Origin of the sequence: Treponema socranskii subsp. socranskii VPI DR56BR1116 = ATCC 35536 (assembly GCF_000468115.1) — a bacterium.
GTDB lineage: Bacteria > Spirochaetota > Spirochaetia > Treponematales > Treponemataceae > Treponema_D > Treponema_D socranskii.
The window spans coordinates 1-16,164 of the sequence record NZ_AVQI01000017.1; the positions used below are offsets into that span (position 1 = coordinate 1).

At 52.5% G+C, this 16,164-nt stretch carries 7 protein-coding genes and 1 pseudogene; 5 read left to right on the forward strand and 3 right to left on the reverse strand.

Annotated elements, in window-relative coordinates; genetic code table 11:
- Positions 1–234: 234 nt before the first annotated feature.
- Both pbpC and HMPREF0860_RS02675 read right to left on the reverse strand, forming a co-directional pair.
- Positions 235–2,595, reverse strand: coding sequence for a penicillin-binding protein 1C (gene pbpC, locus HMPREF0860_RS02670; protein WP_021495472.1), 2,361 nt, complete (start codon positions 2,593–2,595; stop codon positions 235–237).
- Positions 2,592–8,279 carry an alpha-2-macroglobulin family protein gene (locus HMPREF0860_RS02675; RefSeq protein WP_021331680.1) on the reverse strand — a complete coding sequence of 1,896 codons (5,688 nt, stop codon included), beginning with the start codon at positions 8,277–8,279 and terminating at the stop codon, positions 2,592–2,594. The genes pbpC and HMPREF0860_RS02675 overlap by 4 nt, the downstream gene beginning before the upstream one ends.
- A 203-nt stretch (positions 8,280–8,482) precedes the next feature.
- Between HMPREF0860_RS02675 and HMPREF0860_RS02680 the strand changes: the two genes are divergently transcribed.
- From HMPREF0860_RS02680 to nifJ, 5 genes are all read left to right on the forward strand, one after another.
- On the forward strand, positions 8,483–9,637 hold the full coding sequence (locus tag HMPREF0860_RS02680) for an iron-containing alcohol dehydrogenase (protein WP_021331662.1): 1,155 nt from the start codon (positions 8,483–8,485) through the stop codon (positions 9,635–9,637).
- A 222-nt stretch (positions 9,638–9,859) separates the two neighbouring features.
- The gene (gene hisG / locus HMPREF0860_RS02685; RefSeq protein WP_038082003.1) at positions 9,860–10,714 is read left to right on the forward strand and encodes an ATP phosphoribosyltransferase; all 855 of its coding nucleotides are present in this window, start codon (positions 9,860–9,862) and stop codon (positions 10,712–10,714) included.
- A gap of 30 nt (positions 10,715–10,744) precedes the next feature.
- Complete coding sequence (locus HMPREF0860_RS02690; protein ID WP_021331670.1) at positions 10,745–11,368, forward strand: imidazoleglycerol-phosphate dehydratase; 624 nt, start codon at positions 10,745–10,747, stop codon at positions 11,366–11,368.
- A gap of 8 nt (positions 11,369–11,376) precedes the next feature.
- Positions 11,377–12,084: an SGNH/GDSL hydrolase family protein gene (locus tag HMPREF0860_RS02695; protein ID WP_021331678.1), complete on the forward strand. Its 708-nt coding sequence runs from the start codon at positions 11,377–11,379 to the stop codon at positions 12,082–12,084.
- Positions 12,085–12,204: 120 nt separating this feature from the next.
- On the forward strand, positions 12,205–15,738 hold the full coding sequence (gene nifJ / locus HMPREF0860_RS02700; protein ID WP_021495473.1) for a pyruvate:ferredoxin (flavodoxin) oxidoreductase: 3,534 nt from the start codon (positions 12,205–12,207) through the stop codon (positions 15,736–15,738).
- A gap of 200 nt (positions 15,739–15,938) precedes the next feature.
- Here nifJ and HMPREF0860_RS13880 read toward each other — a convergent pair.
- Positions 15,939–16,164: pseudogene (locus HMPREF0860_RS13880) on the reverse strand (Rpn family recombination-promoting nuclease/putative transposase); the annotation flags it as partial.

Genomic DNA, 16,164 nt, shown 5'->3' on the forward strand with positions numbered 1-16,164 from the left:
CATCGCCAAGGGCTCATATCAGGCAAAACGCGAAACGGCAAAAATTTTATCTGGTATGCAGCTGAGTCTTGAAGCGATATCAAAAGCGACCGGCCTTTCGGAAGCGGAAATTAAAAAACTGTGAGGGTATTTGCTTTTCAAAACTCCATGTTGCCGTTTAGATAAAAATGGATTTACGCATCGCGTCGATTGCATGCGGCACATGGCACTTCGCCGACGACTGCGGCACAAGCTCTAGTCCGCGCTTTGAATCTTTACCGTACAAGAATCGCTTCTGCCTTTGCCGTCGGCAACGGTGAGTTCGTAAATGCCGGGAGCGGGTCGCCATTCGTATTTTTCGCCCGGCGCACTTTTGCAGATAAACGACGCGCCCGAAAACCAAAACAATTCTTTCGTATCGGCATCGGCGGATGCGCTCAAAACGATGGTACTGCGCGCGGGATCGGAGGAGCGGAACACGTATTCGGTATGTTTGAGAGGCGAGCGTATTTCCGGCGGATAGCCGCTTTTGTATAAACCGCTTTTGCTTTGCTCGGGCGGATAATCGGGAGGAGAAAGCCGCGGGAGTCCCGCTTCGGCAAAAAGCGCCTGTAAATCGCTCGGCCAAAATTCGCGCACGACTTCTTTGCAGTACGGCTTTCCGGTTTCGTCGGTGCGGTAGCCGCTTCTCGTGTCGATCGTTATCTTCCGATGAATGCGGCACTTCGCTATCGGCGACACTCCGGGGATAAACCACGCTTCTTCGGTATGCGGGCAGTCGTCGGTCGGAACGGCGCCCGACACGGAACACACGCGTATCTTCGTCACTCCCTCAGGCGGAAACTTCAAGGATACGCCGACTCTGCCCGACGCGATCATACTGTCGGCGATCGCAAAAAAAAGAGGAGCTGCGGCACTGCGTCCGAGAAACGCATTGTTTCCGACGCCGTCGAAATTTCCTATCCACACGCACATCACGTACTTGCCGAAAAAGCCCGCCGTCCACGAATCGCGGAAGCCGACGGACGTTCCCGTTTTGTAAGCGATAGGAACGGCTTTCGCTTCGGCAGGTCTTGCTTCGACGGGCGGAGGATTCTGCTCGAGCATTTTGCACACGATAAATGCAGCTTCGGGCGAAAACAGTTTATGCTCTTTAAAATTATTAATTGTTAATGCGTCGTCGATTGCCGCACGGCTTTCGCTCATAACCGTTTTAAGCGGCCGCTCCGTGCCTCCGTTTACGAGAGAAGCGTACAGCGTCGTAAGTTCGAAGGGCGTTACGTCCGCGCTTCCGAGTACGATCGAAAGCCCGTAGCTGTCCTTCGCTTTGAGAGCGGAGATGCCCGCGTCCGCTAAAAAATCGTAGAGGTCGGGATTTTTCAATTTCCGTGCGAGCGTTATTGCGGGGATATTGCGGCTTTCCGTAAGCGCCTGCCACGCTTTTATCGGGCCTTTAAATGTATTGCCGTAGTTGTCAGGCGTATATTCGCTGAAGCTCGAGGGCGTATCTTTGAGCATCGTGCCGTAATGGATGATCCCCTGATCGAGGGCGAGCGCGTATATAAAAGGTTTCAGCGCGGAGCCGGGCGAACGCTTTGCAATGTTTCCGTCGACCTGCCCCTGAATGGCGTCGTCGTAAAAACGTGCCGAACCGACTGCCGCAAGCACTTCCATCGTTTCGGAATCTGCGAGGAGAACCGCGGCGTTCGTAATGCCCAAATGCCGCTTTCGGTTGATAAAAAAGCGGATGCGCGATTCAACGAGTTCCTGCAAATTCGAATCGATTGTAGTCTTAATAATTTTTTGCGGATGTGTGCGATACGGTCTTTGCAATTCGAGCATGCGGGTATAGTGCGGCGCTTCGTCGGGAAAAGCGCAGACGAGCTGAGGGTGAGATGCGACGAAAGAGCGCTCGCCGCTCGCCGCCGGACGTTCCTTTATCCATTCGTCGAAAAGCGAGAGTCTCGCGTCGATGAGTTCGTCCGGGACATGAGATGCGGAGGGACATCGCTTTGCGGGATTTTGCGGAAGTACGCAGAGCATGAGGCGCTGCGGCAGATCCGTCTTTTCGATGCTCTTTCCGAAAAAATAATAAGAAGCCGCTTCGAAGCCCTCGATGTTTTTTCCGCAGGGTGCAAGGTTGACGTACGCGTCGAGTATGTCCTGTTTCGAATACAAAACTTCGAGACGGAGCGCTAAAAAAATCTGCGCGAGTTTTCCGGGAATGCTTCGCGTATACAGACGGTATTTCAATTTTGCCGTCTGCATCGTAATCGTCGACGCGCCTATAACGCGCGATCGCTTTACGTAGGTTTCCCAGCCCGCGCGTATGAGGGATGCGGGATTGATGCCGTGATGCGCGTAAAAGCGCCGGTCTTCCCGAAGCAAAAGCGCTTCGAGAAATTCTTTCGGAAATTCCGTAACGGGTTTATAAATGCGAAAGCGTTCGTCCGGAGTGAGGTATACGCGGAGAAGTTTTCCGTTCCGGTCGGCATAGGCGCCGGAAAATGAGATGCCGTCGAGGATGCCGTTCGCTTTGCTGCGGACGACATCGACAACGCAAAAAAGCAGCAGCAAGCCTGCAATGCCGAGAGCTGCCGCATGACGCTTTTTCATTTATCGGAGATCGTTATGCTTTTTTGCGGACGGAGCGCGCGCTGCGTGCCGTCGTACATCGCTTCGGCAAAGAGCGGCGGCACCGTGTACTTCCCTGAGTTGACGGCTCGCACTTTGTACGTGAACGTTTTAAGTTCCTGCGTCACAGTTCCGAAGAGCACGATGCGGTCTTCGCGTATGTCGACGTAATCGGGTTTCCAGCCGGTATCGCTTTCGCGTACGGACGCGATATCAGCTTCCAAACCGCACGGCAGCATATCGACGACGGCGACGTTGCGTATCGATTTGTTTTTCGTCGAACGGACGTTCACTTTTACCGTCACTTCATCGCCGAGTTTTACCGCATCGATTTTTTTGCCGTTCGCATCGACAAATTCGCGGTACACTTCGATGCCGTCTTTCGTTTCGCCTGAGGGGATATCGTGCAAAAATCCGCCCTGCGTCACTTGATAAAAGAGATTCGTCTTTTCCTCGTTCGTCAAGCGAAGCTTTTGCGCATCGGAAGAGAACTCGGCGGTAAAGACTTTTTCGCCCTGCGGTGTAAGAGTCTTCGTCGTTTTGCCCGATTCTTCGGCAACGGTAAATTTTCCCGTTTCAGATGTGGGCATTGCCGCGAGATAGCTTTTTATCGCGATGAGCGTCATCGCGGCCGAAAGGGATGCGTAACGGCGGTGAACGATTTCGTCTTCGATCGATTCGAGCAGATGTGCGGAAACGGCGGAAAGTTTTTCGGGATAATATTCCGAAATGAGGTAGAGGTACGCCGATTTGAAATACAAGTCATCTTCGAAAAAGCCGATGGTATCGGCCGTTTTGACGCCGCGTTTTACGCGTGAAACGAGCTTTTCGCCTTCCGACGCCATGCCGAGCATTTTATACGATGCGGCGAGGAAAACGCCCGCGACGGAAGCTTTATCGTCGCGATCCATATCTTTGCGCAGAGAATTGATATAATCCGTCGTCACCGTTTCGTTCCGCGTGAGCACGTAAACGCAGAACGCGCGGCCGTATACGCCGCCGTCCGTGTCGGCCGCCCTCTTTTTCAAAACGCCGAGCAGATTGTTAAAAAACACGTCGGGGACGTAATAACCGTTTTCGCGCGCGTCGGTTAAAAACATTGCACAGTATGCGTCGAGTGCAGCCCAGCTTTCCGAACGGTGCGTCCAAAATCCGATCGAACCGTCCGACTTTTGTCTCGACTGAAGTGCTGCGACGACGTTGTCGATCGCTTCCTGAGCGTCCGCTTTCGTTTTGCCCGACTCTTTGAGCAAGTCGGGGAACAGGTACGGATAGGCCATGCTCACTTGCTGCTCCGAACAGCCGTACGGATATTTTTCGAGATAAAACTGCAAACCTTTTGCCAGTCCGCTCGGCAGATACGAAAGCGCGATTTCCCGTGTCGCGTATTCGTTGTACATTTTTTTATCGACGTCGACGCTCGCTTTGTCTTTTGTGACACGCCCGCTCGTAAGCCGCACTTGATACGGCATGGACGGACGGACGCACATCGAGGAAGTGATGCGCGACGAATGCGAAGCGCCCTTTGCAGTAAATGCGATATCCGCAGCTCCGAGTACGTCATTCGTTTTTATGCCGAACGTCGCCGTCGCATCCCGTCCTTCGGGAATTTTGAGCGTTACCGACTGCGCGGATATGATCGAAAAGTGAGCGGTCGGAACGGCGCTGAGCACGACGGATGCATCGCTGCCCGAACCCTTATCGTTGTTCGTTACCGTCACCGATATGTCGAAAGTATCTCCGGGGGACGCGAAAGTCGGAGCATTCGGCACGATGACGTAAGTGTCTTTTATCTCCGACGACGCCTGTGCGACGCCTATCGCCTCGGACGATACGGCGACGGCCATAACGCGGAGGCTTCCGTTGAAGTAATCGGGAATGCGGTAGGTAAGGTTTCTCTTTTGGGGTCCCGTGTCGACGATGCCCGACCAATAAGCGACCGGCTCGTTTTGTTTTCGCTTAAACGGATTCAAATTGTGCGCGAGCAGATCGTAGTCTTCGCCGCCGCCTGCTGCAGCGAGCGTACGGAGGATATTGTATTCGGGCAAAACCAAATCGAGCACTTGAGACGTCGAAACTTCGAGCGCGCGCTTTTTAAAAAAGTATGCAAGCGGATCGGGCGTTTTATAGCGCGCAACTTGCAAAATGCCTTCGTCGATCGCCATGACGACGATTTTTCCCGGCCTCTTACTCGAATACGAAATCGTGTAATCGGTTCCGGGCTTCGCTTCACGCGCTACGTCGAGCGTGATTTCGTTTGTACGCCGTTCGAGGCTGACCGAAAACGGAACGGCCGCATAGCAGAAGGGACTCATGTAGATTTCTTCGGAGTCGTAGGAGCGCGCGTACATGATCGTGATATAGCCGTTTCCTTCAAGTCCCTGCGGAATCGCAATCGACTGCAGAGAGGACGCACCGTCGGAACGGAACCATTTGTACGTATACACTTTATCGCGTTCGACGGCGATGAGACCGCTTCCCGCATACGGCGCTTTGATAAAAATCTGCGCCGTTTCTCCCGGACGGAAATCGCTTTTTTCCATCTTTACTTCGAGCTCCGCGGTACGCGACAGACTTCGCTGCAAATTCTTTTCGCCGATAACGGAATACGGCGTTTTATTAAATTCGAGACCTGCACCGTTTTTCAGCGTCAACGTAAAATCGCCTTCATCCGAAACGGGCAGCCGATATTTCAATCCCGCTTCGGGGATCGTAACCGTTTTCGTAAATACCGGATATTCTTTTTTTACCGATTGATATTTATACGCGCCGTTCGGCTGTTTGACGAGTACGGACACGTAGCGGTTTTCCGTGACGGCAAGTTCGACTCCCGACACTGCTCTCTGTTTGAGGTCGGGGCCGACTGCGATGAGCGTCAGTTCGCGCGCCGAATCCTTTTTGATGTACGAAAGATCGCCGTCGGCTTTTACGCCGATGAGATATTCGAGCGGAGAAACGTACACCGACGACTGCGAAGAGACCGCGCGGCCGCTGCCTTTTTCGTAACCGTCGGCTGTGAAGGTCATGCGGTACGATGCTTTGGCAAATTTTTCGACGTCGATCGCAAACTCCGCCCGTCCCTCATCGTCGGTCGTCTTTTCGTCGAGCGTTTCCGTATACGAATCTTTTCCGGTATACGGATCGGAAAATACGTATCCGCGGTACTGCGGAAAGCGCATATATCCCGGAGCGAGAGAAATCTCCGCCGAAACTTTATTGCCCGCCGCGACCGTACCGAAGAGGTTTCTCAGCTTTACGACGCCCGTAAGCTTTGCCGGCCGGATCCAGCCTGAAGCCGGAAGCGGGTCGAAAGCCGTCGAAATCGAAAGCGTATCCGGTAAAAACTCTTCGACTTTGACCGTTTCGTTTCCGAGGAAAACGCGTTCGATTTTTCCGTCGGAACGCTGTTTTCTGAAATATGCGGAAACGTTGTATTCGCCGGTCGGAGAATAGGACTGCGTGGAGAATTTGATTTCTTCAAAGCCCGCGTCGTTGAGCGCGAATTCTTTATCGACTATCTCCGTGCCGTTCGGATCCGTAACGACGTAAGCGAGAGGAGTGCCCGCAAGGCTCTTCGCCCAATTTCCCGCTTTGACGATGAGACCGAGCTTTGCCGTATCTCCCGGCCGGTAGATGCCGCGGTCGGAAAAAATATAGGTGTGAATCGCATCGGGGTCGAGCGCGCCGTATTCGCCGCCCGTATTGAAATCCGAATAATCGAGCGAACGTCCGTAATCGGCATACGGCATAAATGCGAAGTCGCCTCCGTTTATCGCAGTGTAGGCGACGGGGCGATGTTCGCTGCGGTTCGTCGAAAGAGCAGGGAGGGTTACGTGACCGTCGGATGCCGTAATGCCCGAAGCGAGCGTGTCGCCGTTGAGCGCGACGACTCTTATTTCAGAACCCGCAAGTGGCCGTCCCGTCGCAATCGACTGCACGAATACGTCGCAGGTTTTGTCGGCATTTTTTTTAACGATGATACCCTGATCGGTTACGAGGATGAGCCGCTCGTCGCCGTGCCCGTTTTTTTCGCTTGACACGCGGAACAAAAAGAGACCGTATTTGAGATGCTGCGACGGGATCGAATTCAAATAGCCTGAAAAATCGAAGTTCGTGTACGACGGTTTTTTCGCGCTTATCGCAGCGACCGAAGCGTCGGAACGATAGACCGCACTCACATTGTTTTGATTGAAGATATAGTCGTAGTTGAACGAAAAATTTTTCATATCGCCGTTCGACATCGACGCGATGTGATTGATTTCGTCGCTCTGCATGCGCCACACCGTGTAGTATACTTTGTCGACGCCGCGCGTGAGTACCGGAATCTTTTTGCTGCCGCGCATCGAAATGATCGTACCGTCCGATAAAATCGTCGTCTCTTTCGGATAGGAGCGCACCTTTACGACTTCTCCGTGAGGATCGGTCAGATAATAATCGCCGTAAAATTTTGCGCCGTCTTTTACCGCGACGTACAGATACGTGCCCGGCTTCGCATCGATTACAAACGAATGCATCGTATCGTATTCGAGTTCCGACGGCAGCGCCGTAAACGAAAGCGCTTTACTGTTTTTAATAACGGTGTCGGTAACTTCTTCTTCGCTGTACCACTCGTAATCTTTTTCGCCGCGTCTGCCCGGTTCTGCAGGTTTATCCTGCGGCAGCTCGTATACCGAAAGCGCGCTTTGCAAATTATCGGCGCTTATCTTCGCCGTCGTTTCGATCGCGATCACCTGCTCGTATTCCTGCGCGTCGTTTTTGACAAGGGTAAAATCTATCGATTCGATTTTGGCATAGCTTGAAGAGCCGGGAACGGTAACCGAAGCCGTCATCTTTTTCAAAGGCGATCCGCCCGAAGCCGATTTGATTCCCGCTGCAATCGCGATGTTCATCGTTACGTCTTTTGCAGGCACGCCGAGCGGTTCGGATGCAAAAAACGCCGTGCGCTTATCGTCGCTCAAACCTGCCGTGACCGTATAGCTGCGTTTTTCGAAAGTACCGCTTTTCGGATTTTTCATATCGGGAGAAAGCGAGACGAGCTTTTCTATGCCGTCGGAGTTTATCGGAAAATTCGCACGAAGCGAAAAAGAGATATATTTTTTTGCGGGGTCGGCGGCGTCGATGCAGAATTCCTCATCTTCGATTTCCGCATAAAAATCGTCGGTTGAAAATTTTGCCGTATACGAACGGATTTTAACGTGGTCTGCAAAATCTTTTTTCGAAAACGAAATCTGATACTGCGTGCCGAGCGGCCACGGCTCGGAAGGCGTAAAGACGAGTTCGTCGGAACCGATCCATCGCCAGTCGCCTACCATATCGGGTTTCATCGTTATGCCGCCGGCAATGATTTTATCGGCATCGTCGATTTTCGCCGCGGAACCGTTGAATGAAACGACGAGCGGATCTTTTGCTTTTTCAAGCAAGTCCGGCTCTTCGACCGAATAACCGATTTCCATTTTAAGCGGCATCTTCGACGAGATAAAGGCCCATGCAAACAAACCCGCGACGGCGAGCACGATGAGGCCGACAAGGGATGCGAGCGAAATGAGAGCGATTTTCCGCGCTTTTTTAAATCCGGCTTTATTGCGGAAAAAGAAACGACCGATCGTCTTCATCCATTCAGGCGCTTCATACGTTCCGAAAATTTTTGACCACGCGATTTTACCCATACAGCTGTCTCCAAATAAAAATGCGATATGCCGCCGCAGATTTCAAAAAATTATACCGTTTTAATCTTTACTAAACAATCGCAGATCACTATGATAAATGGGACGAAATCAATCGAATACATATATACGGCTACACGGAAGAACGCTGGAAGAGACGCCTGCATCGGCGCCGCTTTCAGCTCATATACAAACCAGGAGGTAATATGAAGTACGCAACGTTCAGTATCCCCAACAGGATCGTCCACGGCGCAGGTGCATTGGAGTTCCTTTCCACGTTGGAAGGGAAAAAAGCGGTCATAGTCACCGGCGGAAGCTCGATGAAAAAATTCGGATTCATCGATGAAGCTAAAGGCTATTTGGAAAAAGCGGGAATGCAGGTGGAAGTCATAGACGGCGTCGAACCCGATCCTTCCATTAAAACCTGTAAAGACGGCGGAGCAAAGATGGCCGAATTCAAACCCGACTGGATCATCGCATTGGGCGGCGGCTCTTCGATGGACGCAGCCAAAATCATGTGGGTGTATTACGAATATCCCGGCTATAATTTCGACGATTTGGTCGCATTCAAATTTCCGAAGCTGCGGACAAAAGCAAAACTGATCGGCATCCCGTCCACGTCCGGTACGGCGTCCGAAATCACGGCATTTTCCGTTATCACCGACAGAGAAAAAAATATCAAATATCCTTTGGTCAGTCCCGATATCATCCCCGACATCGCCATCGTCGACGATAGAATTCCGGCAAAGATGCCGCCGCTCGTTACGGCGCAAACCGGTATGGACGTTATGACGCATGCGATCGAAGCGTACGTTTCGACCGCCCATGACGATTACACCGATCCCTATGCGCTCGAAGCGATCCGGCTCGTATTCGAATATCTCGAACGGGCAGTCGCAAACGGCGGCGATATGGAAGCGCGCGGAAAGATGCATACGGCATCTACCGTTGCGGGTATCGCGTTCAGCAACTGTTCGCTAGGCATCGTGCATTCTATGGCGCATAAAATCGGCGGAGAATTTCATTTGACACACGGAGAGGCGAACGCCATCATGCTTCCGTACATCATCGACTACAACAGAAAGGAAACCGACCGCTACAGTAAATTGGAAGGCGCTTTGGGCATAGATGATATCGCAAAAGCGGTGACGGCTTTAAACAGAAAGGTCGGCATTACGCGCACGATTCAAGAAGGCAAAAACACCGTCATCCCCGAAGATGCATTCCTCAAAGTATTGGATCTGATGAGCGAGCGGGCATTCAACGATGCGTGTACGCTTACCAATCCGAGAAAAACATCGCCTGCCGATATTAAAAAGATTTACCTTGCTGCATACTACGGCAAAGACATCGACTTCTAAAAGCAGCCGCGCGCATTGCGCAGCAGCGTGATCTTACCCGCAGCGGAGATGCGATCGTCTTCGCTGCGGTTCTTTTTTCGCATGGGATTGTCCCCGACTTTTGAAACAGCTCCGTCTCTCCGTTTTGACAGACAATCGACGAATGATGTAACGTGATAAAACCTGCACGCGCGCGCACGAATGATTGATTTATCCGAGCCTTTCGGCTATAGTTTAAAATCTATGGAAAAATTAAAACTGCTCCTTCCGAAAGGAAGGATATACGAAAACGTCGTCGGCCTCTTAAGCGGCGCGGGCATCAAAGTCGATTTGCCCGAACGCGCGTACCGCCCCATCGTCAATCAAAGCGATTTGGAAGCGAAAGTGATGAAGCCGCAGAACATCGGCAAACTGCTCGAACTGGGTTCTCACGATGCGGGCTTTACCGGCCGCGACTGGATCGAAGAGACGAAAGCCGATGTCGAAGAGATCATGGACTTGGGCTTCGACAAAGTGCGCATCGTCGCGGCAGTGCCGAACGCGCTCGACGATCACACGCTTCAAACGAAGCGCGTCGTCGTCGCAACCGAATACGAGCAGATCGCGCGCAAGTGGCTCGAAAGCAAAAAAATCAACAGTATCATCGTGCGGACATACGGCGCGACTGAAGTGTTCCCGCCCGACGATGCCGACATGATCATCGACAATACGGCGACGGGGCGCACGCTGCAGGAAAACGGGCTCCGCATCGTCGACACGATTTTGAAAAGCTCGACGTGTTTTTTCGCATCGAAGACGGCGCTCGCCGATCCGCAAAAAAAGCAAAAGATCGACGAACTGAAAATGCTCTTCGAAGCGGTGCTCAATGCGCGGAACAAAGTGATGCTCGAAATGAACTGCGCAAAAGACATTTTCGATACGCTCATCAAAGAGATTCCCGCGATGAAAAGCCCGACCGTTTCTCCGCTGTACGGGGATGACGGCTACGCAGTCAAAATTGCGGTCGATAAATCCGAAGTGCCGCTCCTTTTGCCGAAACTGAAAAAACTCGGTGCGGTCGATATCCTCGAATACGAGCTTCGGAAAGTGCTGGCATAAATTAATAATTAACAAATCACGGAGCGTGCTATGGCAGGACGAATCGCATCGATAGAACGGAACACGGGCGAAACGCGGATAGCGCTCACCCTCGACCTCGACGGGAGCGGAAAATACACGGTAGAAAATCCGATAGGATTTTTCGATCACATGCTGCGCTCTTTTTGCAAACACGGCCTCTTCGATTTGAGCGGCAGGCTTTCAGGCGATTTGAACGTCGATCAGCATCACCTCATCGAAGATACGGGTATCGTGCTCGGAAGCTGTTTCGCAAAAGCGCTCGGCGACTGCGCCGGTATCTCGCGTTCGGGATTTTTTATCTATCCGATGGACGAAACGCTTTCGCGTGCCGCAGTCGATTTCGGAGGACGTTCCTACCTCGTCTTCGACGGAAAAATTTCGGGCATACCCCTCGTGTCGCTCGGCGATGACGGAAAAGAAGCGAGCTTTCAAACGGACTGCGTTGAAGATTTTTGGCAGGGCTTTGTCGGAGGCGCAAAATGCAATCTGCATTTGGACACGATTCGCGGCAGAAGCGATCACCACAAAATTGAAGCGATGTTTAAAGCCGCTTCCCGCGCGATACGGAGCGCCGTCGAGCTCGACGTTCGAAGGCGCGGAGAGATTCCTTCGACCAAGGGCATCATCGTCTGAAGCGCAGTATGGAAAACGGAATACACACGATAGCGGTCTGGGGAGATTCGATATTAAAAGGGGCGGTCACCGGTTACAGCGAAAGCCGCTTTGACATCCTTGAAGAAGAAAACAGTCTCGCCCTCGCTCAAAAAAAGCTCGGCTTTACGCTCATCAATAAAAGCGTATTCGGCAACATCATCAATAAAGCGCTTCGCACGCTCAAGCGCGACATGGAAAAAGGTTTGAGCTGCGACCTCGGTATCGTCGAAAGCGGCGGCAACGACTGCGATTACGATTGGACGCCGATAAGCGAAAACCCCGATGCTCCGCACAAACCTCGAAACCCGCTCCCGGACTTTTTGCGCATGCTCGATGAAGCGGTCGAAACGCTCCGCGCGCACAAGATCACCCCGCTTTTGATGACGATGCCGCCGCTCGTTCTCGACCGCTGGTACAAAACGATCACCTCGGGTCAAAACAAAAAAAACATCGACGCCTTTCTCTCCGGCGATGTCTTCGAATTGTACCGTGCTCACGAACTCTATTCGCTTTCGATCGAAAAATACGCCCTCAGTCACGGTGTCCAGTACATCGATATGCGCATGGCCATGCTCGAAGCGAAAGATTATCGTTCGCTCATGTGCAAAGACGGCATTCATCCGAACGCTTCGGGCTACGCATACATGGCGGACGTGTGGATCCGGGAACTGCCGCGTCTGCACAAAGAATTTTAAACGGCAGCTTCGATGGGACAAAGCTTGTTTCGCATACTTGCAAATCCCCGCCATCGGGTGTAAAATAGACGGTGCGAATTGATACTCGTTTCAAATCAATACATTTCAAAGGAAGCTGCCATGGCAACAGAAGAACAGAAAGTAACGCTCGACGCCAACACTGCGGTCGGACGCGTTGCGCATGCGCTGAGCGAAGTAATTTCGATTTATCCGATTACTCCGTCCAGCCCGATGGGTGAGGTTGCCGACGATCTGTCGGCGAAGAACGAAAAAAATATTTGGGGTACGGTGCCGACGGTTGTCGAAATGCAATCGGAAGCGGGAGCTGCGGGCGCCGTTCACGGTGCACTGACGGCGGGTGCGCTGAGCTCCACATTTACGGCTTCGCAGGGCTTGCTCCTGATGATTCCGAATATGTACAAAATCGCGGGCGAATTGACGAGCACGGTATTTCATATTGCGGCACGTGCCGTCGCAACGAGCGCCCTGTCGATTTTCGGCGATCATTCGGACGTCATGGCTTGCCGTCAAACGGGCTGGGCTATGCTCGCGTCGAACTCCGTGCAGGAAGCGCAGGATATGGCGGTCATTGCGCATTCGGCGACGCTCCGTTCGCGCATTCCGTTTTTGCACTTTTTCGACGGATTCCGAACATCGCATGAAATCCAAAAATACGATGAAGTGTCGTTCGATCAGATGCGCGGCATGGTCGACGACGACCTCGTGCGCGCACACCGCGCTCGCGGCTTAAATCCCGAGCGTCCGGAAATCCGCGGTACCTCGCAAAATCCCGACGTGTACTTCCAGAGCCGCGAAGCGGTCAACAATTATTATAAAGCGGTCCCGGCGATCGTGCAGAGCGAAATGGCGAAATTCGCAAAGCTTACCGGACGCAAATACAAACTCTACGATTACGTCGGCGCAAAAGACGCGAAATCGGTTATGATCATCATGGGATCGGGCGCGGACACGGCTCACGAAACGGTCGAATATCTGTGCAAACAGAAAGGCAAAAAGGTCGGCGTCGTAAAAGTACACCTGTACCGTCCCTTCGCGGCGGATAAATTCCTCGCAGCGATTCCGGAAACGGCGAAAAAGATCGTCGTGCTCGACCGCACGAAAGAACCCGGCTCTTTGGGAGAACCGCTCTACGAAGACGTGTGCACGGCTTTCGAAGAAGCCGGACGCAAAGCGCAGATTATCGGCGGCCGCTACGGTATCGGCTCGAAAGAGTTTACGCCGGCGATGGTCATTTCGTGCTTCGAAAATCTCGACGCGAAAGACAAAGTGAAAAATCACTTTACGATCGGCATCAACGACGACGTATCGAAGACGTCGCTGAAATACGATCCCGACTTTTTCATCGCCGAACAGGGCATGACCGAAGCGATGTTCTACGGACTCGGTTCCGACGGTACGGTCGGCGCGAATAAAATCGCAATCAAAATCATCGGCGACGCGCGCCCCGACCTCAACGCTCAAGCGTATTTTTCGTACGACTCGAAAAAATCCGGCGGCATTACGGTGTCGCACCTGCGCTTCGGCAAGCGGACGATCCGCCGCCCGTATTTGATTACGGCCGCCGACTTCCTCGCCTGTCACAAATTCGCATACATGGACGTGTACGACATGCTCCAGTATCTGAAAGAGGGCGGAATCTTTTTGCTCAACAGCCGCTTCGATAAGGAGCATGTTTGGGATGAGATCCCCGTCGAACAGCAAAAGCGTATCCTCTCAAAAAAGGCGCAGTTCTACGTCATCGACGCGTTTAAAATTGCGGAAAAAGCCGGCATGGGCAACCGCATCAATATCGTCATGCTCGCTGCGTTCTTTAAGATTTCGGGCGTTTTGAAAGAAGACGTCGCCGTCGAATACATGAAGAAATTCATCGCGAAAACCTACGGCAAAAAAGGTCAGGACGTTGTCAACAAAAACATTTCGACGATCGAAATGGCGCTTGCCGCAGTCGAAAAAGTCGATCTCAAAGGCAAAAAGGTCGGCGGCAATTTCCACATGGAATCGGCGATGAAAAACACGAACGATTCCTTTATCAAAAACGTGCTCGGCGCTATGGCCGCTCAGGAAGGTGACAAACTGCCGGTCAGCAAACTGCCCGCCGACGGTACTTTCCCCACGGCGACGACGCAGTACGAAAAACGCGGTATCGCCGAACGGGTAGCGTGCTGGGATGAAGCGACGTGTATCCAGTGCGGCAACTGCGCTCTCGTGTGTCCGCACGCGTGTATCCGCATGAAAACGATGACCGACGAGGAAGCGGCAAAAGCTCCGGCGGGATTCAAGAGCGCCGAGATGAAGCCTGCAAAGCCCGGACAGAAATTCGTACTCGCCATTTCCGCCGACGACTGTACCGGATGCGGACTGTGTGTATATACGTGCCCGACACAGCCGAAAAAATCGCTGCACATGGAACTCTTTACGCCCGAATACAAAGAAGCCGAAAGCAAAAAATGGGACTACTTCCTCGGCTTGCCCGAAGTGGACGCTTCGACGCTCAACCTCGCATCGGCCAAAGGTCTTTCGATGAAGCGGCCGCTCTTCGAATTCAGCGGCGCGTGCGCGGGCTGCGGTGAAACGGCGTATATCAAAACGGTGAGCCAGCTTTTCGGCGACCGCGCGATGATCGCAAACGCGACAGGCTGTTCTTCGATTTACGGAGGCAATTTGCCGACGACGCCGTATGCGACGAATGCGAACGGACAGGGGCCCGTGTGGAGCAACTCGCTTTTTGAAGATGCAGCGGAATTCGGTTTCGGTATGCGCCTTACGGCGGAAAAACTTGCCGAATACGCGCGCGAAGTTGCAGCCGAAGCGAAGGAAAAGGGTATCGCCGCAAAAGAGATCGATGCACTTCTTTCGAATACGCAGACCGACGATGCGGCGATCGAAGCGCAGCGCAAAAACGTCGCGGCGCTGAAAGCGATTTTGAAAGACAAAAAAGACGCTCTTTCGAAAGAGCTTTTGTCGCTTGCCGATCACTTTATTAAAAAGAGCAACTGGATTATCGGCGGTGACGGCTGGGGCTACGATATCGGCTTCGGCGGCGTCGATCACGTACTCGCTCAGGGACGCAATATCAATATCCTCTGTCTCGATACGGAAGTGTATTCGAATACCGGCGGTCAGATGTCGAAAGCGACGCCCTTCGGCGCGGTTGCAAAATTCGCGGCGGCGGGAAAAGACATCGCGAAAAAGGATTTGGGTATGATCGCGATGAGCTACGGCTACATTTACGTCGCAAAGGTTGCGATGGGCGCAAATGCCGCTCAGACGATCAAAGCGATCCGCGAAGCCGAAAGCTACGACGGTCCGTCTCTCATCATCGCCTATTCGCACTGTATCAACCACACGATCAACATGAGCGACGGTTTGAAACTGCAAAAGCAGGCGGTCGAATGCGGACTGTGGCCGCTGTACCGCTACGATCCGCGCCGCAAAGAGCAGGGACTCAATCCCTTCCAGCTCGATTCGCGCGAACCGAACTATCAGCTTGCCGACTATATGTACGCCGAAGGCCGCTTCAAAGCGCTGAAAGCCGCGAATCCTGAGCGTGCGAATATGCTGCTCGAAAAAGCGACTGCAGCCGCAAAGCGCACGTGGCAGGAGTACGACTACCTCGCCAAGCGCCCGTTCTGATCGGCGTATGTGCAAACTGCGCGTAAAGCGCATAAAAATCGTACAAGTGTAATGTAACGAAAACGGCCGTCCGAAAGGGCGGTCGTTTTTTTATGACTATGGTTTCAGATATCTTTGCCCGGTAAAAACCGTCCTTGATATACGGAAATCAATTTTTACCTAAAAGGCCGGATGTCGAGCTTTTTGAAAAGCAAATACTATTACAGTTTTTTAATTTCCGCTTCCGAAAGACCGGTCATAAGGCGAATCTCAGAGAGCGGGTACTTGCGTTCAGCCATCAGCTTTGCCGTTTCCCGCTTTGCTTGATACGATCCCGCGGCGATGCCGTCGCGTCGGCCCTTGCGTATTCCTCGTTCAAAGCCGATCTTTTCACCCTGCTGTAAACTTTCTCTGCGTAAGTCATCTTCATGAATATTCAACGACATA